At 32.0% G+C, this 22,508-nt stretch carries 22 protein-coding genes; 16 read left to right on the top strand and 6 right to left on the bottom strand.

The features are described 5' to 3' along the window. Window positions 1-89: 89 nt before the first annotated feature. From IMZ30_RS10355 to IMZ30_RS10325, 7 genes are read left to right on the top strand one after another with little or no spacing between them, the layout of a single operon-like run. The gene (locus IMZ30_RS10355) at window positions 90-749 is read left to right on the top strand and encodes an ABC transporter ATP-binding protein (protein WP_207038230.1); all 660 of its coding nucleotides are present in this window, start codon (window positions 90-92) and stop codon (window positions 747-749) included. A 4-nt stretch (window positions 750-753) separates the two neighbouring features. Then, window positions 754-1,518 carry a TIGR02757 family protein gene (locus IMZ30_RS10350; protein ID WP_207038229.1) on the top strand — a complete coding sequence of 255 codons (765 nt, stop codon included), beginning with the start codon at window positions 754-756 and terminating at the stop codon, window positions 1,516-1,518. 44 nt (window positions 1,519-1,562) lie between these two features. Continuing rightward, window positions 1,563-2,777, top strand: coding sequence for a sensor histidine kinase (locus IMZ30_RS10345; protein WP_207038228.1), 1,215 nt, complete (start codon window positions 1,563-1,565; stop codon window positions 2,775-2,777). A 15-nt stretch (window positions 2,778-2,792) separates the two neighbouring features. Further along, the gene (locus IMZ30_RS10340; protein WP_207038227.1) at window positions 2,793-4,682 is read left to right on the top strand and encodes a BatA domain-containing protein; all 1,890 of its coding nucleotides are present in this window, start codon (window positions 2,793-2,795) and stop codon (window positions 4,680-4,682) included. Between the two features lie 6 nt (window positions 4,683-4,688). After that, window positions 4,689-5,933: a dihydroorotase gene (locus tag IMZ30_RS10335; RefSeq protein ID WP_207038226.1), complete on the top strand. Its 1,245-nt coding sequence runs from the start codon at window positions 4,689-4,691 to the stop codon at window positions 5,931-5,933. After that, window positions 5,923-6,252, top strand: a complete 330-nt coding sequence (locus IMZ30_RS10330; protein ID WP_207038225.1) for a hypothetical protein — start codon at window positions 5,923-5,925, stop codon at window positions 6,250-6,252. The genes IMZ30_RS10335 and IMZ30_RS10330 overlap by 11 nt, the downstream gene beginning before the upstream one ends. A 1-nt stretch (window position 6,253) precedes the next feature. Beyond that, window positions 6,254-6,913 (top strand): alpha/beta hydrolase, encoded by a 660-nt coding sequence (locus IMZ30_RS10325; RefSeq protein ID WP_207038224.1) that lies wholly within the window; start codon window positions 6,254-6,256, stop codon window positions 6,911-6,913. On the opposite strand, the gene IMZ30_RS10320 is transcribed toward IMZ30_RS10325, so the two are convergent. Continuing rightward, on the bottom strand, window positions 6,910-7,089 hold the full coding sequence (locus IMZ30_RS10320) for a hypothetical protein (protein ID WP_207038223.1): 180 nt from the start codon (window positions 7,087-7,089) through the stop codon (window positions 6,910-6,912). The two genes, IMZ30_RS10325 and IMZ30_RS10320, sit on opposite strands and share 4 nt — an antisense overlap. Then, window positions 7,090-7,851, bottom strand: coding sequence for an MBL fold metallo-hydrolase (locus IMZ30_RS10315; protein ID WP_207038222.1), 762 nt, complete (start codon window positions 7,849-7,851; stop codon window positions 7,090-7,092). Window positions 7,852-7,959: 108 nt separating this feature from the next. Here IMZ30_RS10315 and IMZ30_RS10310 point away from each other — a divergent pair, with 108 nt between their 5' ends. Together IMZ30_RS10310 and IMZ30_RS10305 are read left to right on the top strand one after the other, a co-directional pair. Beyond that, on the top strand, window positions 7,960-9,417 hold the full coding sequence (locus IMZ30_RS10310; protein WP_207038221.1) for a TonB-dependent receptor: 1,458 nt from the start codon (window positions 7,960-7,962) through the stop codon (window positions 9,415-9,417). A 25-nt stretch (window positions 9,418-9,442) separates the two neighbouring features. After that, window positions 9,443-9,793, top strand: coding sequence for a DUF3024 domain-containing protein (locus IMZ30_RS10305; protein WP_207038220.1), 351 nt, complete (start codon window positions 9,443-9,445; stop codon window positions 9,791-9,793). On the opposite strand, the gene IMZ30_RS10300 is transcribed toward IMZ30_RS10305, so the two are convergent. From IMZ30_RS10300 to trkA, 3 genes are read right to left on the bottom strand one after another with little or no spacing between them, the layout of a single operon-like run. Beyond that, window positions 9,794-10,114 carry a hypothetical protein gene (locus IMZ30_RS10300; RefSeq protein WP_207038219.1) on the bottom strand — a complete coding sequence of 107 codons (321 nt, stop codon included), beginning with the start codon at window positions 10,112-10,114 and terminating at the stop codon, window positions 9,794-9,796. Between the two features lie 41 nt (window positions 10,115-10,155). Next, window positions 10,156-11,652, bottom strand: coding sequence for a TrkH family potassium uptake protein (locus IMZ30_RS10295; protein WP_207038218.1), 1,497 nt, complete (start codon window positions 11,650-11,652; stop codon window positions 10,156-10,158). Then, window positions 11,652-13,001, bottom strand: a complete 1,350-nt coding sequence (gene trkA / locus IMZ30_RS10290; RefSeq protein WP_207038217.1) for a Trk system potassium transporter TrkA — start codon at window positions 12,999-13,001, stop codon at window positions 11,652-11,654. The genes IMZ30_RS10295 and trkA overlap by 1 nt, the downstream gene beginning before the upstream one ends. 96 nt (window positions 13,002-13,097) lie before the next feature. Between trkA and ubiE the strand changes: the two genes are divergently transcribed. Both ubiE and IMZ30_RS10280 read left to right on the top strand, forming a co-directional pair. Beyond that, window positions 13,098-13,826 carry a bifunctional demethylmenaquinone methyltransferase/2-methoxy-6-polyprenyl-1,4-benzoquinol methylase UbiE gene (ubiE, locus tag IMZ30_RS10285; RefSeq protein WP_207039715.1) on the top strand — a complete coding sequence of 243 codons (729 nt, stop codon included), beginning with the start codon at window positions 13,098-13,100 and terminating at the stop codon, window positions 13,824-13,826. 5 nt (window positions 13,827-13,831) lie between these two features. Next, on the top strand, window positions 13,832-14,524 hold the full coding sequence (locus IMZ30_RS10280; protein WP_207038216.1) for a porin family protein: 693 nt from the start codon (window positions 13,832-13,834) through the stop codon (window positions 14,522-14,524). Here IMZ30_RS10280 and IMZ30_RS10275 read toward each other — a convergent pair. Beyond that, complete coding sequence (locus IMZ30_RS10275; protein WP_207038215.1) at window positions 14,511-15,251, bottom strand: TrmH family RNA methyltransferase; 741 nt, start codon at window positions 15,249-15,251, stop codon at window positions 14,511-14,513. The two genes, IMZ30_RS10280 and IMZ30_RS10275, sit on opposite strands and share 14 nt — an antisense overlap. A 27-nt stretch (window positions 15,252-15,278) precedes the next feature. Between IMZ30_RS10275 and IMZ30_RS10270 the strand changes: the two genes are divergently transcribed. From IMZ30_RS10270 to IMZ30_RS10250, 5 genes are all read left to right on the top strand, one after another. After that, window positions 15,279-17,807, top strand: coding sequence for a BamA/TamA family outer membrane protein (locus IMZ30_RS10270; RefSeq protein WP_242529656.1), 2,529 nt, complete (start codon window positions 15,279-15,281; stop codon window positions 17,805-17,807). A 43-nt stretch (window positions 17,808-17,850) separates the two neighbouring features. Further along, the gene (gene fbaA, locus IMZ30_RS10265) at window positions 17,851-18,918 is read left to right on the top strand and encodes a class II fructose-bisphosphate aldolase (protein WP_207038214.1); all 1,068 of its coding nucleotides are present in this window, start codon (window positions 17,851-17,853) and stop codon (window positions 18,916-18,918) included. A 9-nt stretch (window positions 18,919-18,927) separates the two neighbouring features. Continuing rightward, window positions 18,928-19,785 carry an acetyl-CoA carboxylase, carboxyltransferase subunit beta gene (accD, locus tag IMZ30_RS10260; protein ID WP_207038213.1) on the top strand — a complete coding sequence of 286 codons (858 nt, stop codon included), beginning with the start codon at window positions 18,928-18,930 and terminating at the stop codon, window positions 19,783-19,785. Window positions 19,786-19,882: 97 nt separating this feature from the next. Continuing rightward, window positions 19,883-20,152 carry a 30S ribosomal protein S15 gene (rpsO, locus tag IMZ30_RS10255; RefSeq protein ID WP_073193049.1) on the top strand — a complete coding sequence of 90 codons (270 nt, stop codon included), beginning with the start codon at window positions 19,883-19,885 and terminating at the stop codon, window positions 20,150-20,152. 124 nt (window positions 20,153-20,276) lie between these two features. Then, complete coding sequence (locus tag IMZ30_RS10250) at window positions 20,277-22,418, top strand: polyribonucleotide nucleotidyltransferase (protein WP_207038212.1); 2,142 nt, start codon at window positions 20,277-20,279, stop codon at window positions 22,416-22,418. The last annotated feature ends 90 nt before the right edge of the window (window positions 22,419-22,508 follow it).

Raw genomic sequence — 22,508 nt, 5'->3', positions numbered from 1 at the left:
ACAAAAAAAATTGCTTTAACGATAAATTAGCAGGTCGCTAATTATAATTATTATGTTGATGTTAAACTGAAAAGCCTTATTTTTGAAACATGATACAAGCCCATAATATCTACAAGAAATATAAAGATTTAAAGGTTTTAAATGGTGTAAATATACAAGTAAAAACAGCTGAAATTGTTTCTATTGTTGGTGCATCTGGTGCAGGAAAAACAACTTTACTTCAAATATTAAGCAGCTTAGAATTAGCCGATAAACATCCAAATACTTCAATTGAGGTTAATGGAGTAGATCTCACAACACTCAATCAAAAACAATTATCAAAGTTTAGGAATGAGAATATTGGATTTATTTTTCAATTTCACCAACTATTACCAGAGTTTACTGCTTTAGAAAATGTTTGTATACCAGCATTTATAAAAAAAACACCTGTTCAGAAGGCTGAAAAAAGAGCATTAGAACTGCTTAATTTTTTAGGTTTAGCAAATCGTGCTAAACATAAGCCAAATCAATTAAGTGGCGGCGAACAACAGCGCGTTGCCGTAGCTAGAGCACTCATTAATGAGCCGTCGGTTATTTTTGCTGATGAACCTTCAGGTAATTTAGACTCAAAATCTGCTGAACAATTACATGAGCTTTTTTTTAAATTACGAGAAGAATTTAAACAAAGCTTTGTGATTGTAACCCATAACAATGACTTAGCTAATTTAGCTGATAGAAAGCTTGAAATGAAAGACGGACAATTGGTTTAAGTTTATGAACAACGAAGAACTAAAAGCCTTCTTAGATGATAAAGCTGAACAATACAATTCGGTTGAATTTATAGCGACTGATCCTATTTCAATCCCTCATCAATTTTCTTCACCAAAAGATATTGAAATAAGTGCATTTTTGATTGCCATAATAGCTTGGGGAAACCGAAAAGCCATTTTAAAAAGTGGAGAAAAAATACTTAAAATCATGGATTATAGTCCGTTTGATTTTATTGTTAACCACTCACCTAGCGATTTAAAAGCCTGTGATGGTTTTGTTCACCGAACTTTTAATGCAACAGATTTGAAGTTTTTTTTCCAACGGCTTCAACAGTTATATCAAACCTATGGCTCTTTAGAAGATTTTTTAACTCTTAAACACAAAACAGGACAACTTCAACTAACATTACACCACTTTAAACAAAGTTTTTTTAACATGCCTCATGAAAAAAGAACTGAGAAACATTTAAGTGACCCCTTAAAAAATTCGGCTGCCAAACGGCTTAATATGCTTTTAAGATGGTTTGTCAGAAAAGATAATAATGGCGTTGATTTTGGGATTTGGAAACAAATTAAACCCTATGAATTGTCTTGTCCGCTTGATGTACATTCTGGACGTGTTGCAAGAAAACTAGGTTTGCTAAATCGCCAACAAACCGATGCTAAAGCAGTAAAAGAATTAGACAATAAATTAAGACAACTCGACCCTGAAGACCCTGCAAAATATGATTTTGCTTTATTTGGCCTCGGAGTTTTTGAGCAATTTTAGTTAATACATAATTTATTTTGTAACTTGCAAACTTATATATATGTATGAAACCTATCCCTAAAGCTGTTAATGAAACCAAGCGCCTAAAAGCTCTAAAATCACTTCGAATTCTTGATTCTAAACAAGAAAAAGAATATGATGATTTAGCAAAACTAGCGTCGACTATTTGTGATACTCCAATCGCTTTAGTTTCTTTAGTAGATGAAAAACGACAATGGTTTAAAGCTAGAGTTGGCCTTGATTTATGCGAAGTTGATCGCGAATATTCGTTTTGTTCAGTAGCTATTCAAAAACCCAATGAAATTTTAGAAATACACGATGCTAGAGAAGACGAGAGATTTAAAGAAAATCCGTACACTTTTGGGGAGAAAGCAATTGTTTTTTATGCTGGCGTACCATTAGTTGATAAAGATAATAATGCTTTAGGTACCTTATGTGTTATTGGCCATGAACCTCGTATTTTAACAGATTCTCAAAAACTAAGCTTAAAACGTTTGGCCAATCAAGTCGTTAAATTATTTGAACTCCGTGCTATTAATGAAGGTTTACGCAAGACACAACGTGAACTTAAAGAAAATAATAATCAGCTTAAAAATTTTGCAGGCGTTGTTTCTCATGACATGAAGATGCCACTAGCCAACATGATCATCACATTTGATATTTTAAAATCAAAATATGCTGATAAATTAGACCAAACTGGCTTAGATTACATCCATAATCTAAAGCAATCGGCTTTTAAAATGAGTGATTATATCAGTAATATTTTATTACATTATGAAAGCGACAAAATCACTTCAGAATCTGAAGCAAACCAAGTCTTTGATGTTCATCAACTCTTAGAGGATATCGAAGAAATGTTAGATACCAAAGATGATTATGAAATTAATTTCCCTGATACTAATAAAGAAATTTATGCTAATCGCATTGCATTAGAGCAAATTTTATTGAATTTGATTGGCAATAGCATTAAATATAATGATAAGGATAAGATTAAAGTTAATATTTGTTTTTCTGAAGATGAAACACATTATCACTTTATTGTGACAGATAATGGAATTGGCATACCAAAAGATCAACAAAAAAAGGTTTTTGAGTTATTTTCTACCGTTGCTGAAAAAGATAGAAACGGACATTCAGGAAATGGAATTGGCTTATCTACAGTAAGAAAATTAATTTATAACCTAGGTGGTACAATTCAGGTTAAATCTGAAGTTAATAAAGGAACTAGTATTCACTTTACAATCGAAAAACATGATTAAAACAAGCTAAATTTCATGCATTTTAAACATCCAGAAGTTTTATTTGCCTTAGTTGCCTTAATCATTCCCATTATTGTTCACTTATTTAAACTCAGAAAGTTTAAAAAGCAATATTTCACCAATGTAAGTCTAATTCAGAAGATTGTTACTGAATCTCGGCGGAGTTCACAACTCAAAAAATGGCTTCTGTTATTTACGAGACTACTTTTACTCACGAGTTTAATTTTAGCATTTGCAGAACCTTTTTTCCCAAGTAAAAGTCAATCTACAAATCAAGACTTATATTTTGTTTTAGACAATTCGCTTAGTATGTCTGGGCAAGCTAGTAATGTTTCTACATTAAAACAGGTTAAACAACAGCTTGTTGATGCTTTACCTCAACAAGAAAGCTTTAATCTTATCACTAATAATCAAGATTACAATTCAATCACTGTTGAAGACTTCAAAGAGTTATCTTCTGATATATTGCCAGTCTCTAAAAACTTCAGTTTAAAAGAAGTTGCGTTAAAACTAAATAAAGTTAATCCTAAGAGTCAAGTTGTACTTATTTCAGATTTTTATAATTCTTCAGCAGATGAATTATTTAGATTAGCTAGACGTTTCCCTAATCTTCAACTCGTGAATGTAGCCCAACCTAATGCTAAAAATGTGAGTATAATTGACGCACAACTCATTAACGATGAGCTTCAAGTCAAGTTAAAATCATCGGCTAACGAAGCTAGCACAAGTTTAGGTTTATATCAAGCACAGAAATTACTGGGAAAGGTTGATGTTAGTTTTGAAGATGATACGCTTAAAACCATTAAATTTAACATCAGTGAGACTGAAATACATTCTCTTAAATTAAAAATTAGTAAGGATTTTCTTGATTTTGATAATTTATTATATGCATCGAAATCTAAAATTAAAACTCGTAAAATTCTTATCATATCTAATAAAAATGCCCAACATTTATCTAAAATTTTCGAACCAAATCCTGCTTTTACAAGCCAAGTTAAGCCTAGCGAACAACTCAATTTAGAAGATTTTAAATCAGCTGATGTCATTATTACAAATCAACTTGAGCAAATTGACTTAAACTTGGTTAATAACTTAAATCAAGCCTTAGATGAATCTAAGAACGTGATTATTATTCCGGCAACTTCAACCGAAGCCCAAAGCACTTATCTGAATCTTCAACTTCAAAACAAACAAATTTTTTCATCAGTTGTTAATCAAAAGCAATCTATCATTTCAATTAATTTTAAACATCCGATCTATCAGGATGTATTTACAAATACAATTTCTAATTTCGACTATCCAAGTACGGCGACTAATTATGCTATTTCAAAAGATTTTTCAGCAGTATTAAGCTACGGGAACTCTGCTTTTTATGCACAAAATGAGCATTTATTTGTGTTTGCTTCAGAAATTAAGTCAGAACAATCTAATTTTTACAATTCACCTTTAATTGTTCCTACATTAATTCAAACATCCGATTATAAAAACAGTGATTCGTCTTTGTTTTATTTTACTGATCGTACACAGCCTATAGTTGTGAATCAAGAAATTACAGCTGACCAAACCTTGAAATTAAAATCTGGAAAAATAACCTTTATTCCACAGCAACTTAAAAATGGTAGTAATACTGAGCTAATGGTAAATAATCTCAACCTAAATCCGGAGCTTTATGCTGTTACTCTAAATCAAGATACAGTTGCGCAATTAAGTTTTAATTTTCCTCGCACAGAAAGTGAATTACATCCGATAGATTTTAAATTATATGGAATTGATACAGTAACTATCCCACAAAGTATAGAAAATTATAAACAATTAACCTCTGAAACAGAACTTTGGAAATGGTTCATTATTTTTGCACTGCTTTTTTTAGGGATTGAAATTGCAATTGTTCGAATTTTAAATTAGTAAATTATGGCATATCTTATAAAATCAGCTAAAATTTGGAATGGCAATTCATTTAGCAAAACCCCACAAGATATTTTAATTGAAGATGGATTAATTAGCAAGATTGATACTGTTATTAAACATTCTGCTGCTGAGGTAATTCGTTTAAAAAATCTTCATGTATCACCGTCATGGTTTGAGCCTTTAGTAAGTTTTGGTGAGCCAGGATTTGAAGAACGTGAGACCATTGAAAACGGCGCTTTAACCGCTTTAAAAAGTGGTTTTTCAGGTATAGGTTTAGTACCAAAATCTAAGCCTGTTAACGACCATAAATCAGCGATTGATTTTATTAAAAAAGCTTTTAAACACGATTTAAAAATTTATCCACTTGGTGCAATCACCATAAAACATAATGGAAAAGATTTAGCCGATTTATTTGACATGCAAAAGGCTGGCGCTGTAGCTTTTTATGATACAAAAAAAGCTTTGCAGAATGCCAATGCATTTAAAGTTGCTTTGCAGTACGCCAAAGGATTTAATGGACAGATATTGGCTTATCCTGAACAAAATGATTTAGCAGGAAAAGCACAAGTTCATGAAGATGAAAATAGCATAATGCTAGGTTTAAAATCAGCCAGTCATTTAACAGAAACAGTTCAGTTAAGGCGAGACTTGGATCTTTTAGCATATACAGGAGCTAAAGTCCATATCCCTTATATTTCATGCGCTACATCAGTTGAAATTATTAGAGAAGCTAAATTAAAAGGACTAAAATTTACTTGTAGCACAAGCCTCAATAATCTATATTTTGATACTAGCGCTTTAGCTGAATTTGATAGTAAATATAAAATTAAACCACCTTTAAGAAGTTTTAATGATAAAACATCATTAGTTGAAGGTGTTAAAGATGGTAGCATTGATTTTGTGACATCTGACCACGAACCAGTGAACTTAGAATTGAAACAGCTAGAATTTGAAAATTCTGAAACTGGATCAATCGGTCTAGAAAGCTTTTATCCAGCATTAAACAAACTTTTTGGAAATGATTTAGCTATCAATCAATTATTGAAAAATTGGGAAATTTATGGTCTAAAACAACCAAAAATAAGTATTAACGAAATGGCTGAGTTAACCTTATTTAATCCAGACGAAGAGAATATTTTTAGTATAGAACAGCTAAAATCAACTTGTAAAAATTCCATTTTCTTAGGCGAACATCTAAAGGGAAAAGTCTATGGAAGTTTTGTAAATAATAAATACTATGAAAACTAACGCTATAAAGAAAGGCCGTACTACGGCAATAATTGCCCATTTAACTATTTTTGGTTGTATTATTGCTTTGTTTATGAATCAGGAACCAAAATATAAGTTTGCTTCATTTTACAACAAACAAAGTTTAGGTATACATTTATATTTTATTTTATTTACCTATTTAGTTTCAGGAATAAATTCATGGATTGCAACTTCTGCTTTTTACTTAAGCTATTTATTGTTATGGCTTTATAGTTTTTTAGGAGCAGTTCAATATAAGTATCATCTAATTCCTTACATTGGTGATTATTTTCAAAAATGGTTTAATAAATTAGGTTAAAATGCAACAACCAAAATTATCATTAACATACAACTTAAAGGCATCGACGCTAAAGGATAATTATCCTCTAATTATCATGTTACACGGCTATGGTAGCGATGAAAATGATTTGTTTGGATTCGCTAATGAATTACCTGAACAATTCATGATTATTTCAGCCAAAGCACCTTATGCGCTTCAACCCTACGGAAATGCATGGTATGCTATAAATTTTGATGCTTCACAAGGTAAATTTAGTGACATAAAGCAAGCTAAAAACTCTCGAGATTTAGTGATTAAGTTTATTGAAGAAATTAAAGAAAATTTCAAAGTAGATGCCAATAGAATAACTTTACTAGGTTTTAGTCAAGGTACAATACTAAGCTTTGCCATTGCTTTAAGTCATCCTGAATTAATTAAAAACGTTGTTGGTTTAAGTGGTTATGTAGACCAAAATATGTTAGAATATAATTTTAAATCTCATGATTTCAGCTCGCTTCAAATTTATAATTCACATGGTAGCGTAGATCAAGTAATTCCAGTTGATTGGGCGCGTAAAAATGAAGCTATTTTTAAAGAATTAGGTATTGATTACGTCTATGAAGAATTCCCCGTTGGTCACGGTGTTAATCCTCAGAATTTTATGAGCTTTAAACGTTGGTTAGTTCAAAAAGATATTTAACTATTCTCTATTTTTTTAAGTAGATTTCTATTCTCATCCTGCAAACGTTCAACTTTATCTTTTAATTGATCAATTTGAGACTTTTGTTGATCGACAACAGCTTTAAAATTAAAGTATATAAAAATGGCAATGAGCGCACTAAATACAAATAAATACAGGTAGATATTTCGTTTCATTTAAATTGATATTTTTAAGTTATCATAGGCTAAGTTAACACCTTCAGGTAGCTGAGCATCAACCTCTTCATGAAAACCTAAGTGATGAGAAATGTGAGTAAAATAAGTTTGTTGAGGTTTTAAATACTCTACTATTTCAAGCGCTTGGTCAAGGTTTAAATGTGAGTGATGCTCTTCAATTCTCAAAGCGTTTATTACGAGGACTTTTAAACCTTTAAGTTTATTTAATTCAGTTTTAGAAATGGTTTTAGCATCTGTAACGTAAGCCATATCACCTATTCTAAAACCAAAAACTTGAAGATTTCCATGTAGAACTTCAACAGGTGTAACAAGCTTATCTCCTAATTTAAAATCTTGATTAGTAATGTAATTAACATCTAAAGTTGGTGCGCCTGGATACTTATTTTCGACTTCAAATACGTAAGAAAAGCGTTGTTTTAAAGCATCAACCACGCGTTTATGAGCGTAAATTGAAATATTTCCTTGTCTAAAATAAAAAGGTCTGATGTCGTCTAAACCAACTACATGATCGTTATGCTCATGTGTAAACAAAATACCATCAATCTTAGACACATTTTGTGCTAACATTTGCTGCCTGAAATCTGGGCCACAATCAATCACATAACTGTAATTATCCCATTCAATTAAAACCGAAACTCTTAAACGTTTATCTTTAGGATTACGACTTAAACAAACGGGATGTTGACTACCGATAATTGGTATTCCTTGTGAAGTTCCTGTACCCAAAAATGTTAATTGCATAAGTTAAAGATTTCACACAAAACTAGAGAATATTTTTTGTTTGAACCCACAAATAACTACTTTTGTAATAGTTTAAGTAATTGTTTTAAAATTTACAAAATTCCTGCTATGCCTATAAAAATTCTTGGTGATAAAGACTTTGAAAGCAAACCATCTGTCAAAAACAAAGCATTACGAATTAACCTTAATGAAAATATTTATGGAACTTTCGCTGAAATTGGTGCTGGTCAAGAAACAGTAAGGAATTTTTTTAGAGCTGGAGGCTCTTCAGGAACTATTGCTAAAACTATGAGTGCTTACGATAAAGATTTTAGTGATGCCATTTATGGAACTGAACCTGATAGACGCTACGTAACCGAAAGTAGACTCCATAAAATGCTCGATCATGAAACACGATTAATTGAAGAGCGCATTTCAAGAGATAAACATCCTAACAAACTTTTTTTTACTTACGCCAATACTGTTGCTACAATTGATTTTGCTAAAAGATATAAAGGTCATGGCTGGGTTGGCATTAAATACCAGCTTGAACCTAATGGTGATTACAACAAAATTGTACTTCATATTAGGTTTAAAGAAAATGATGCTCGTTTACAACAAAACACACTTGGAATTTTAGGAACAAACCTGGTCTATGCAGCTTATTATGCACATAATAATGCAAAACAAGTTTTAAAAGACTTATACGACCATATTGATAAAGATCAAATAGAGGTTGATACAATTAACTTTTCAGGGCCTCAATTTAAAGATGTTGATAACCGCCTAATGAGTCTACAATTACTTAAATATAATATGACTGAAGCCGTCATGTTTTCTCCAGACGGTAATAACGTTCTTCCTGCTAAGGTTCTTTACAAGAAAAATGTTCTTGCACTACGCGGTAGCTTTAGACCAGTTACAAAGGTAAACGAAGATATCTACGAAAAATCACTTGAAATTTTCAAGAAAGAAAATAAAGTTGATGAAAATAATATTCAAGTAATTTTTGAAATTACTTTATCTAACCTACGCTCTGAAGGCGAGATTGATGAAGAAGATTTTATGGATCGTGCAAAACTTCTTTGCTCATTAGGTCATACGGTTTTAATATCTAATTTTCAGGAATATTACAAATTGGTAGAGTATTTTTCAAATTATACTAAAGAACGCATGGCATTAGCTATGGGTGTTAATAACCTAGTTGATATTTTTGACGAAAGATATTACAGACATTTAAGTGGTGGAATTTTAGAAGCCTTCGGGAAATTGTTTTTTAAAGATTTACGTGTTTACCTTTATCCTTATAAAAATCCAAATACAGGTGAAGTTACAACAAGCCAAAACTTGAAAGTTCACCCTAGAATGAAAGAGTTGTATAAGTTCTTTAAAAATAATGGTCGTGTAGTTGATGTAGAAAATTATAATCAAGATATTCTTGGAATCTTTTCTAGACAAATACTACAAATGATCTCTAACGGTGATGAAGGTTGGGAAGACGCTCTGCCAGAGCAAACTGCTAAAATGATTAAGGAACATAATTTATTTCAGCGAGAATACGGCGAACCTGAACAAGTTGGCTATTAAAGGATTTATAAATTCAATTAAATAAATGTATAATAAAGATGATATCATAGACATCAATGAATCTTTAGTCAAAGATTATATTGAATCAATTAGGCCTGAAGATCCTGAGATTAGAAAAGAAGTTGATATTAACTATACTTTTACAAACAAGGTATTCAAACTATTTCAAGTTAGACCAAACTGGAGAAATCCAGATACTAAAGAACGATTTGAATTTGCTAAAATCCAATTCATTAAATCCAAACAAATCTGGAAGCTCTATTGGATGCGCTCTAATGGAAAATGGGAGTTATATCAACCCTTTCCAGAATCAAATCGAATAGACAAAATTATAGAAGTTTTAAAACAAGATGAACACGCCTGCTTTTTTGGATAATTAATCATAAAGAACTGTTGGCGATTCATTTAACCACAACAATAGACTTAGTAATAAAACGAGAATACTGGCAAACAAAATTATATAAATAATTATTTCTCGTTTATAATTTTTTTTTGCAGTTTTACGAATTTCCTTTTTAATTTCAATTAGTTTCTTTTTAGAAATTGGTTTTGAATTTAATCCTTTTGTTTTTTTATCGTTGATGTAAATTCCCTCTCGATTATTTTCTCTAAATTTTTTTCGCTTAGACAAAAGTTGAGCTTTGTTTTGCTTTATACGATTAATCATATCTTGTGTATGTCCAGCACCGAAACTCATACTTTAGTATTCAAATTTTGAAAAAATCTATAGAGACATTGTTATCGATCACGCCAAAAAAATGGTGTTAGTATAATAAGTACGGTAAATAATTCTAATCTGCCAATAAGCATCAAGAAGCTACACCACCATTTAGCTGCGCTTGGTAAGGCTGAGTAATTGTCAACAGGTCCTAGTTTACCAAAAGCTGGCCCTACATTACCAAGTGAAGATGCAGCACCTCCAATAGCAGTTTCAAGGTTTAGACCTAAAGCACCAAGCACAACAGCTCCAATGATAAACGAGAGCATATACAAGATGAAAAAACCTAGAATATTATATACAATTTGAGAATTAACAGCACGTTTAGCATACCTTACAGGTAAAACAGCATTGGGATGCAATATTCGTTTAAATTCGAGTATTCCATTTTTAATCATAATAAGGTGTCTTACAACTTTAACGCCACCTGAGGTAGAACCAGCAGAGCCACCAAGAAAAAATAAACCAAAAAACATTACTGTTAAAAATGGCACCCACATTGTATAGTCAGCAGAGACAAATCCAGTTGTGGTTATAATAGCCAAAACTTGGAAAATAGCATGCCTGAAAGCACTTTCAAAAGCACCAAGAACTTCAGGATGATGAACTGAAGACAAGCTTACATCAGCTTGAAAATAAATTAATAATGTCGCTAAAATTGTAAAAACACTAACAAAAATTGTAAAAACTTTAAATTCTTCATTAGCCAATACTTTTTTAAAATTCAATTTAAATCCATAGTAACTCACAACAAAGTTGGTACCTGCTAAAAACATAAATAATATGATAATGTATTGAATCATTGGCTGATCATTCCAATAAGCTAAACTTTCATTTTTGGTAGAAAAACCTCCAGTTGATAATGTGCTTAATGCATGATTAACCGCATCAAAAAGTGTCATGCCAGCTATATTGAGTAAAATAGCTTCAACAATTGTGTAACCTAGATAAATTAACCACAATCTTTTAGCTGTATCTGCTATTCTGGGCTTCAATTTATCTGCACTTGGACCTGGTGCTTCAGCAGAAAATAGCTGCATTCCGCCAATTCCGAATAAGGGAAAAATTGCAACCGCTAAGACTATTATTCCCATACCACCAATCCAATGTGTTAAGCTTCGCCAAAGTAAAATACCCTTAGGTAAAACTTCTATATCACTTAGTATTGATGATCCTGTGGTGGTATAACCCGACATTGTTTCAAAAAATGCATCAGTAATTTGTGGAATTGATTTCGTGAAAATATAAGGTAACATACCACTAATTACCATGAAAATCCAACTGAAAGTCACTATTAAATAACCTTCTTTCTGCTGAATTGATTTGTCGTGAAAGCGCGTTACAAACATTATTAAAAAGCCTACAAATAATGTAGTAATAGCTGCTGAAGCAATCCCTAAAGTTTCTGCCTCGCCATAATACCAACTTGTTAATGTTGGAATTAACATAAAGGCACCATTAAAAATTAGGATTAATCCTAAAGTATGAAAAACTATTTTGTAATTAATAGAATACATTAACAAAAAAGCTTTTCTACACGTTTAATAGATTTTGGTAAGCAGCAAACCACGACATGGTCATCTTCTTTAACCACAAAATCACCAAGTGCTATTTCTCCTTTACCATTTCTTATAACACCACCAACAACAGCTGTTCGTGGAAAATCAATTTCAGCAATGCTATTTCCGCAAACTAAGGAAGTCGACTTTACCTTAAACTCCATTAACTCTGCATTCATGTTATTAAGCTTTGTCATAGCCACTAAATCTCCTTTACGAATGTATCTAAAAATATTATTAGCAGCGATAAGTTTTTTATTGACTAAAGAGTTAATGCCAATGTTATGGCTCAGTTGAAAATAATCCATATTTTCAACTAAAGCGATTGTTTTTTTAACGTTTTTAGTATTAGCTACCAAGCAAGACATGATATTTGTTTCAGAGTTTTCGGTAACTGCGATAAAAGCATCCATCTTTTCAATATTTTCCTCTTCAAGTAGTCCAACGTTTCTGCCATCTTCATTAATAACTAATATATTAGGAAGGCTGTCAGCAATTTGTAAAGCCTTTTTATCATTTTTTTCAATTAGCTTCACGTTATAATTATTGGTGCTCAATTGGCTTGCTAAAGTTCGGCCAATATTACTACCGCCTAAAATCATAACATTTTTTATAACTCTTTTTTCAGCTCCTGTTAGTTTATAAAGCTCTTCAAGACCTTCGTCGTCGGTGACAAAATACACACGATCTCCACGTTTAAACTCAGTATCGCCTCGTGGTATAATAGTATATTGAGTACCAAAACGCTGCATGGCTATTGGCACAAAATGAATACCTGGATAAACTTTAGCAGCTTCTTGTACAGTTTTACCTATAAATGCTGCTTTAGATCGTAAGGTTAAACCTATCATTTTTAAAGCGCCATTTTCAAACTCGAAGGTATCTGTAAAACCTGATTGGTTTAACAATAAGTGCATTTCTTCGGCAGCTAAAGCTTCAGGTGAAATAACCTCATCGATACCTAAACTCTTGATATCTAAGCGATCTTTATTTTTAATCAAGTCGTCGTTTGAAACACGAGAGACTGTTCGCTTACAACCTAATTGTTTAGAAAACACACAAACTGTAATGTTTATTGATTGGTTTGAAGTTACAGAAATTACCAAATCGGTAACTTCAACATTGGCTTCTATCAATTTGGTTGGTGAGGTAGCATCGCCTTCTAATGTTCTAATATCTAGATGCTTATCAGCATAAGCTAAACGTTCTTCGTCTACATCGATTAATGTTATATCATGAGATTCGTAAGAGAAAAGCTTAGCAAGATGATAACCAACTTCTCCTGCTCCTGCAATTAATATTTTCATACAGCAAATTTAACAGATATTATTAAGAGAATGAGAAAATTAAAGTATAAAATATTTAGATTGTATTTAAAAATTATCTTTGCAGAAAAAGTCTTGATGGCAAAAGAAGTAAAACCTTATAAAAATTCTGAGTTAAAGAAAAAGCAGCAGGTTGAACAAATGTTTGATAATATTTCAACTGGATATGACGATTTAAATAGAGTAATTTCATTTGGTACAGATTTAGCTTGGCGTAAAAAAGTAATCAAAATAGTAAAAGACTCTAAACCGAAAAGCATTTTAGATATTGCTACTGGCACGGGTGACCTTGCAATTGCTCTTGCTGATTCTGAAGCTGAAAAAATTGTAGGATTAGATATTTCAGCTGGAATGTTAAGTGTCGGGCAACAAAAAATTAATCAGAAAAAATTACAAGATCGGATTGAAATGGTACAAGCCGATTCTGAAAAACTGCCATACAGCGATAATAGTTTTGATGCTATTACGGTTGCTTTTGGTGTTAGAAATTTTGAAAATTTAGATAAAGGCTTATCTGAAATTCAACGAGTATTAAGAAAAAATGGGGTTTTTGTGATTTTAGAAACTTCTGTCCCAAGTAAATTTCCATTTAAACAAGGTTATGCTGTTTACACAAAATTTATTTTACCAATGATTGGCCGATTGTTTTCTAAAGACAAAAGTGCGTATCAATATTTAAGCGAAAGCGCATCTAAATTTCCATACGGTAAGAAATTATGCAATATTTTAGAAAAAAACGGGTTTACAAATGTAGAATTTAAGCCTCAAACTTTCGGGGCAGCAACAATTTATACAGCATCAAAATAATTTTCATGAAGAAGTTATTATTTGTACTTATAGTATGTTTTACTTACCAATCTCAAGCACAGTTATTTTCGAAAGAACGTGTTTTAAATCGAGAAAATATAGATAAAAAGCGTTGGTCTTGGGGCTATTATCTTGGTTTTAATAATTATGGATTTAATACCCGCTACAAAGAGATTAATGCTGAAGTTCTAGTGACTAGAAATATGGGATTTAATGTTGGTTTAGTTGGAAATTTAAGAATCAACGATTACATAGATTTACGACTTGAGCCTGGCGTTGCTTTTGCCAATAGAACTTTGGCGTTTCCAGGATTTAGTGAAGAATTTGAGGCAACTAGAGAAGTAAAGTCATCTTATGTTCACATACCGTTACTCATAAAATTTTCTTCAAAGCGAATTAATAACTTCAAACCCTTTTTAGTCGGTGGTGCCTCAATATCTCATAATTTATCTAGTAATGAAGACAATCCAGACGACAATAGCGCTGGAGAATTTAGAATGAAAACAAATGTTGTAAACCTAGAAGTTGGTTTTGGTATTGACTTTTATCTAGAATATTTTAAATTTTCACCGTCTATTCGCGGTGTTTTTGGATTAACTGATGAATTAGTGAGAGATAATGACCCTAACAGTCCTTGGACTTCAAACATTGCACATATGAAATCCAGAGGTATTTTTATTAACTTCACTTTTCAATAAATTGACCTCGCTTAAACTCACTTAACATAATTGATGTAGCTGTGGCAACATTTAAGCTCTCGACCTCAGCAGAACCAAACTTAGGAATACTAATTTTATGAGTAATTAAATTTTCTATTTCATTAGAAATACCATTAGCCTCGTTTCCCATAACTAAAATTCCATTTGGCTTTAAATGACTTGTGTAAATAGATTTAGCTTCCATAAAAGCGCCATAGATCGGTAAATTGGTTTGAGTTAAAACTTGTTTTAAATCTTCATAAACAACATCAATTCGCGCTAAAGAACCCATTGTTGCTTGTACAACCTTAGGGTTATAACAATCTACAGTATCGGGAGAACAAATTAAAGTTGAAACATTAAACCAATCACACAAACGAATTATTGTTCCTAAATTACCTGGATCTCGAACACCATCTAAAGCAACAGTTAAGCTCTTTTGTTGATGAACATTTATCTTCTTATTAGGAATTTTAACTAAAGCTAAGGCAACTTGAGGTGTTGACAAAGCACTGATTTTGGCTAAGTCAGTTTCTGATATTAAATAAAAGTTTTCTGAATTAAATGAGAATAAGTCAACTGTTGCAAATAAAGCTTCAACTTCTAAGTTACTTTTTAAAATTTCTTTGATTACTTTTACGCCTTCAACAATAAATAATTGGTGTTTTTGCCTAAATTTTTTATGTTTTAAACTATTAACTAATTTAATTTGACTTTTACTAAGCATAAAATGAAATCATTTACTGTGAATACGATGACAAAAATATCAATTCTATTCATATTGATTTTTTTTTCAGCTTGTAATTCAATCAAACATCTGGAAAAAAATGAATTTTTAATAAAATCGTCTGTTATAGAATTAGACACCACTACTGAATTTAAATCCCGATTAAATAAATATACCTTAACTAAGCCTAACTCTAAAATTTTTGGAATACCATTAAAACTCCATATTTATAATTTAGCAAAACAAAAACCTGAAGATGATTTTAATCGCTGGTTAAACAACAAGCCTAAGCGAAAAGAACGTTTAGTTAAATGGCTTTCACAGAAACAATTAGATAAGCTTAGAGACTCTTATATCAACCTGAATAAAGGGATTCAAAAATCTGGTGAACCTCCGGTTAAACTTGACCAAGATTTAGTTTTAGACTCTGAAGATAAACTGAAAGCTTGGTACTGGAATCATGGATTTTTTGAAGCCAAAATTAGTCATGATATACAACGAGACTCCGTTAACCAAACAGCGAAAATTAGTTATCAAATAAAACCTGGTCAAGTCACCATTATAGACTCAATTTCACAACGTATTGCAACACCAAGTATAGACTCAATAATTAATAAGACTAAACAAAAGTCTTTTATAAAATTAAATGAACCTTTCGTTACTGAAAATTTTGAAAAGGAACGTAATCGAATTACAAACTACCTAAGAAATCATGGTTATTATAATTTTGAACAAGATTATATCAGCTATTATGCAGATACAATAAATACAGACCATAAAATTAACCTCGAACTTGTTATTGATAACCGAAATAAACGATTAACCGACACCACTGTTAAAATTGATTTTACCGCTTATAAAATCGCTGAAGTAAATGTTATTACAGATTTAAAAAATAACATTAACACACAAAGGGTTCAAGATAGTATAAGCTTTAAAAATTATAATTTTTACAGTTTTGGAAAAAAAGTAAATGTCAGGCCAGAAGTTTTGTCTGATTTAATTTTTATTGAAAAAGACCAGCTTTACAGTGATAACCAAAATAGTAAAACCTACAATAGAATTTACAATACAAGAATATTTAAATATCCAAATATTCAGTACGTCGTTGACCCTGAAGATTCAACTAAACTAATATCTAATATATTTTTAACACCTAAAAAACGTTTCTCACTTAACCTTCAGACCAATGCTTCACAGAGCAATATTCAAGAATTTGGGATCGGTTTTAACGGTTCTTTACTTGCAAGAAACTTGTTTAAAAATGCTGAAACACTTGAATTATCGGGTCGTGGAAATTTTGGCTCATCTAAAGATGCCTCTCAGGACGATCAGTTTTTTGATATTTTTGAGTATGGTTTTGATTTGAGATTAAGCTTTCCAAGAATTATATTTCCATTCAATACAGATCGATTTATAAAAAGTGATATGTCTCCTTTTACAAGTTATAGTCTTGGTTTTAGCTCTCAAAAAAACATTGGTCTCGACCGGAGGAACTTCAACCTAACTTATAGTATTAACTGGAAACCAAAAAAGAATATAACTAATAACATTGACCTTATTAATGTTCAGTTTGTAAATCATTTGAATATCCAAAATTACTTTAACGTCTTTAATAACTCATTTCAACAACTCAATACGATTGCACAAACTAATTCTGCTCAAGTTTCAAATGAATTATTCAGCGATTCTGGTGATTTATTAATTCCTTCAGGTACCAATCAATTTATTTCATTAATAGAATCTGAACAAATTTCGTTAACAGCTGAAGAATTAACAGATGCGAATGCAATTATAGAACGGCAGGAACGATTAACTGAAAACAACTTAATTGTAGCATCAAACTACACCTATAACTTCAGTTCTAAGAAAAGTATTTATGATAATGATTTTTCACAATTTAGGGCAAGAATTGAATTATCTGGTAATTTATTGTCATTACTAGCACAACCACTGAACTTAAATGAAAATCAAAACGGTAATTATGATCTTTTTAATGTTCAATTTTCTCAATATATAAAACCTGAACTTAGTTTCATTAAACATTGGGATTTTGACGATGGAAAAATTTTAGCCACTAGAGCTTTTGCAGGGATTGCCATACCTTTAGGGAACAGTAACTCAATTCCCTTTGCAAAAAGTTTTTTTGCTGGTGGTCCTAATGACAATCGCGGTTGGAGACCATACGATTTAGGGCCTGGTAAAACCAATGGCATCAACGAATTTAATGAAGCAAACTTTAAGCTTGCCTTTAATGCTGAATTTCGCTTTAATTTATTTGGAAATTTAAATTCTGCATTTTTTGTAGACGCTGGTAATATCTGGAATGCACTAGATAATGTTAACGACCCAGATGCACGATTTGATGGTTTAGAAGATTTGAAAGATTTATCTATTGCATCAGGATTTGGTTTACGTTATGATTTAAGCTTTTTTGTACTTCGGGTCGATTTAGGATTTAAAACTTACAACCCTGGAAACGTCGATCAAAAATGGTTTAAAAATTACAACTTCAGTAATGTCATTTATAATTTTGGAATCAATTATCCGTTTTAGACCATTATAATTTCTTAATTTTACAATTTAAAATTCATAATTTATGGCACATCATATCAAACCAGGAGTTGCAACTGGTTATCAGGTTCAAGAAATTTTTAACCACGCAAAAGAAAATAATTACGCAATACCTGCAGTTAATGTCGTTGGCTCTAATACAATTAACTCTGTATTAGAAACCGCTGCTAGTTTAAACTCACCTGTAATTATTCAATTTTCTAACGGTGGTGCTCAATTTAACGCTGGTAAAGGTTTATCTAATGACGAACAACAGGCAGCTATTTTAGGCGCAGCTACTGGTGCAAAGCATGTTCATGATCTTGCAGAAGCTTATGGTGCAACAGTAATTTTACATACAGACCATTGTGCAAAAAAATTACTACCATGGATAGATGGCTTGCTTGATGAAGGCGAAAAATTTTACAAGATACACGGGAAACCTTTGTTTAGCTCTCATATGATAGACCTTTCTGAAGAACCTTTAGAAGAAAATATAGATATTTGTAAACGCTACTTAGGCCGAATGAAAGAGATGGAAATGACCCTAGAAATAGAGTTAGGTGTTACAGGAGGCGAAGAAGATGGCGTTGATAATTCAGATGTAGATGTCTCAAAACTATACACTCAACCTGAAGAAGTCGCCTATGCTTATGAAGAATTAAGCAAAATATCTGATCAATTTACAATAGCAGCTGCATTTGGTAATGTTCACGGTGTTTATAAACCAGGAAACGTAAAATTGACACCAACCATATTACGTGACTCACAAGACTATATTTCAAAAAAATACAATGTAGAGCACAATCATATTGACTTTGTATTCCACGGTGGTAGTGGTTCAACAGAAGCAGAAATTCAAGAATCAATTGGTTATGGTGTCATCAAAATGAATATCGATACTGATTTACAGTACGCTTTTACAGTTGGCATTAGAGATTACATGAAGTCTAAAGCTGATTATTTAGCAAGCCAAATAGGTAACCCTGAAGGTGATGATGTCCCTAATAAAAAACATTACGATCCAAGAAAATGGTTGCGTGAAGGCGAAAAGACTTTTGTAGAACGCCTCAAAAAAGCATTTAAAGATTTAAATAATATTAATACTTTATAAATTTGGAGTATGGCTTGGTTTAAGCGAAAGAAAAAAGGAATTAGAACTGCCACTGAAGACAAAAAAGATGTCCCTAAGGGTTTATGGTATAAATCACCTACCGGCAAAATTGTAGATTCTGAACAATTAGCCAATAATTTTTATGTGAGCCCAGAAGATGGTTATCATGTAAGAATTGGAAGTAAAGAATATTTTGAAATACTTTTTGATGATAATAAATTCAAAGAGCTTGATGCAAACATTTCATCAAAAGATCCTCTTAAATTCGAGGATACTAAAACATACAAAAATCGCTTAAAAGAAGTTGAAGAAAAAACCCAACTTAAAGATGCTATAAGAATAGCTGTAGGAAAATCAAAAGGAAAAAACATTGTAATTTGTGCAATGGATTTTAAATTTATCGGTGGTTCGATGGGGTCTGTTGTTGGTGAGAAAATTGCTAGAGCTGTAGACTATGCCCTAAAACATAAAACACCTTTAGTGATTATTTCAAAATCTGGTGGTGCTAGGATGATGGAAGCTGCGCTTTCATTAATGCAATTAGCCAAAACATCAGTTAAATTAGCACAATTAGCTCAAGCAAAACTTCCTTATATCTCGCTCTGTACTGACCCAACAACTGGCGGTACAACAGCTTCATTTGCTATGTTAGGTGATATTAATATTTCAGAACCTGGTGCCTTAATCGGTTTTGCTGGTCCGCGTGTTGTACGCGATACAACAGGAAAAGATTTACCAGAAGGTTTTCAGTCGGCTGAATTTTTACAAGAACATGGCTTTTTAGATTTTATTACGCATCGTAAAGAGTTGAAAAATAAAATTAACTTGTATCTAGATCTAATTCTGAATCAGAAAATAAGAGCATAAATACAATCTTAAATTAGGGAATATAAAAAAAATAGTGTACTTTTGTACTTTGATAGAAAATCTATCATCGCATAATAATTATTGAAACAATATTGGCATGTACTTAACAAAAGAAGAAAAAGGCAAAATGTTTGCTCAATTTGGCAAGAACGAACAAGACACAGGTTCTGCTGAAGGTCAAATCGCTTTGATGACCAAAAGAATTGATCACATTTCAAAGCATTTAAAAACAAACAGAAAAGATTTTAATTCTGAACGCTCGCTAGTTAAGCTTGTAGGTAAAAGAAGAAATCTTTTAAACTATCTTAAAAATAAAGATATTTTACGTTACAGAGCTATTGTTAAAGATTTAGGATTAAGAAAATAAGTTTAAAAAGGGGCGTTTTCGCCCCTTTTTTATTATCAAATTGCCTCTTTCCCATTTTTGAATAGTTTCTATTAAGTTTTAAGCTCGTCACAACACAACAACAACGAACATTAAAATTTAAATCATGATTCCAAAAACTTTTAAAGAGGTTATTACCTTAGACGATGGTAGAACCATTAGTCTAGAAACCGGAAAATTAGCTAAACAAGCTCACGGCTCTGTTGTTGTTAGAATGGGCGATGCTATGCTTTTGTGTACAGTTGTATCATCACATACACCTAGCACAATGAACTTTTTCCCACTCACAGTAGATTATCGTGAAAAATTCGCCGCATCTGGTAAATATCCAGGTGGATTCTTCAAAAGAGAGGCAAGACCTAGTAACGAAGAAATCCTTGTAATGCGTTTAGTTGATCGCGCTTTAAGACCACTCTTCCCAAAAGATTATCGTTATGAAACCCAAGTGATGATTCAGCTTATGTCCCATGACGATGATGTAATGCCTGATGCATTGGCTGGTTTAGCAGCTTCAACTGCCATTCAATTGTCTGATATTCCTTTCGAATATCCAGTTTCAGAAGTAAGAGTCATACGTGTGAATGGTGAATTTATAGTCAATCCAAGCCGTGCACAAATGGAAGAAGCAGATTTAGATATGATTATCGGTGCATCAGAAGATAGCGTATCTATGGTTGAAGGCGAAATGGATGAAGTTTCTGAAGAAGAAATGGCTGAAGCCATAAAATTTGCACATGAAGCCATAAAAAAACAATGTGAAGCACAACGTAATTTGGCTGAAGCAGTCGGAAAAAAAGAAACTCGTGAGTACGAAGCAACTGAAGAAAATGAAGATTTAAAATCTAAGATTTTTGATGCTGCTTACCAAAAATGTTATGATATAGCAAAGCAAGCATTAAACAAGCTTGAGCGTGGCACAAAATTCTCTGAAGTTAAAGATGAAGTTAAAAACATGTTTACTGAAGAAGAATTAGAGGAAAACGCTAAGCTTATTTCTAAGTATTTTGATGAAGCACATAAACAAGCCGTAAGAGATCTTACAATAAATGAAAAAGTTAGACTTGACGGTAGACAACTTGATGAAATAAGACCTATCTGGTGTGAAACTGATTATTTACCATCTACGCATGGTTCTGCAATATTTACTCGAGGTGAAACTCAAGCACTTGCAACTGTAACACTTGGTACTTCTCGTGAAGCTAACATTGTTGACACACCAACTTATGCAGGTGAAGAAACATTTTATCTACACTATAACTTCCCGCCATTTTGTACTGGTGAAGCCTACCCGATTAGAGGAACTTCACGTCGAGAAATCGGACATGGAAATTTAGCACAAAGAGCACTAAAAGGAATGATTCCAGAAGATTGCCCTTATACCGTAAGAGTTGTATCTGAAGTCCTCGAATCTAATGGATCGTCTTCAATGGCAACCGTTTGTTCAGGAACAATGGCATTAATGGATGCTGGAATTAAACTAAAGAAACCTGTTTCAGGAATTGCCATGGGACTTATTACTGATGGTGAAAATTACGCTGTGCTTTCTGACATCTTAGGAGATGAAGATCATCTCGGGGATATGGACTTTAAAGTTACAGGAACAGAAGATGGCATCACAGCTTGTCAGATGGATATAAAAGTAAAAGGTTTATCTTATGAAATTTTAATAAAAGCCTTAAAGCAAGCTCGTGAAGGTAGATTACATATTTTAAACAAACTTACCGAAACAATTGCTACTCCTAATGAAAGCGTAAAAGCACATGCTCCTAAAATCATTACTAGAACTATTCCTGGTGACTATATAGGTTCATTAATTGGTCCTGGAGGAAAAACCATACAAGAATTACAAAAAGCTACTGATACAACTATCGTTATCAATGAAGTTGATGAAAAAGGCGTTGTTGAAATTTTAGGTACTAATCAAGAAGGTATCGACATGGTTTTAAATAAAATTGATGCTATGCTTTTTAAACCTGAAAAAGGTTCAGTATATGAGGTTAAAGTTATTAAAATACTGGATTTTGGAGCTGTCGTAGAGTATGTCGATGCGCCAGGTAATGAAGTCTTATTACATATTTCAGAATTAGCATGGGAACGTACAAATAATGTAACCGATGTCGTAAATCTTGGCGATGTATTAGATGTTAAATATTTTGGTATAGATCCAAGAACCAAAAAAGAAAAGGTTTCTAGAAAAGCACTGCTTCCAAAGCCTGAAAGAAAAGAACAGAAAAAATCTGACAAATAAATAAAAAGCTCCATCTGGAGCTTTTTTTTATCTTACTAATTTTAGACTGACATTATTTCAGTTTAATTTATTAACTTTAAGCAAGTTTCA

The organism is Psychroflexus sp. ALD_RP9 (genome assembly GCF_017311165.1).
In the GTDB taxonomy this organism is placed as follows: domain Bacteria; phylum Bacteroidota; class Bacteroidia; order Flavobacteriales; family Flavobacteriaceae; genus Psychroflexus.
Note: the sequence above shows the minus strand (reverse complement) of the source record. Positions and strands in the feature narration are given on the sequence as shown.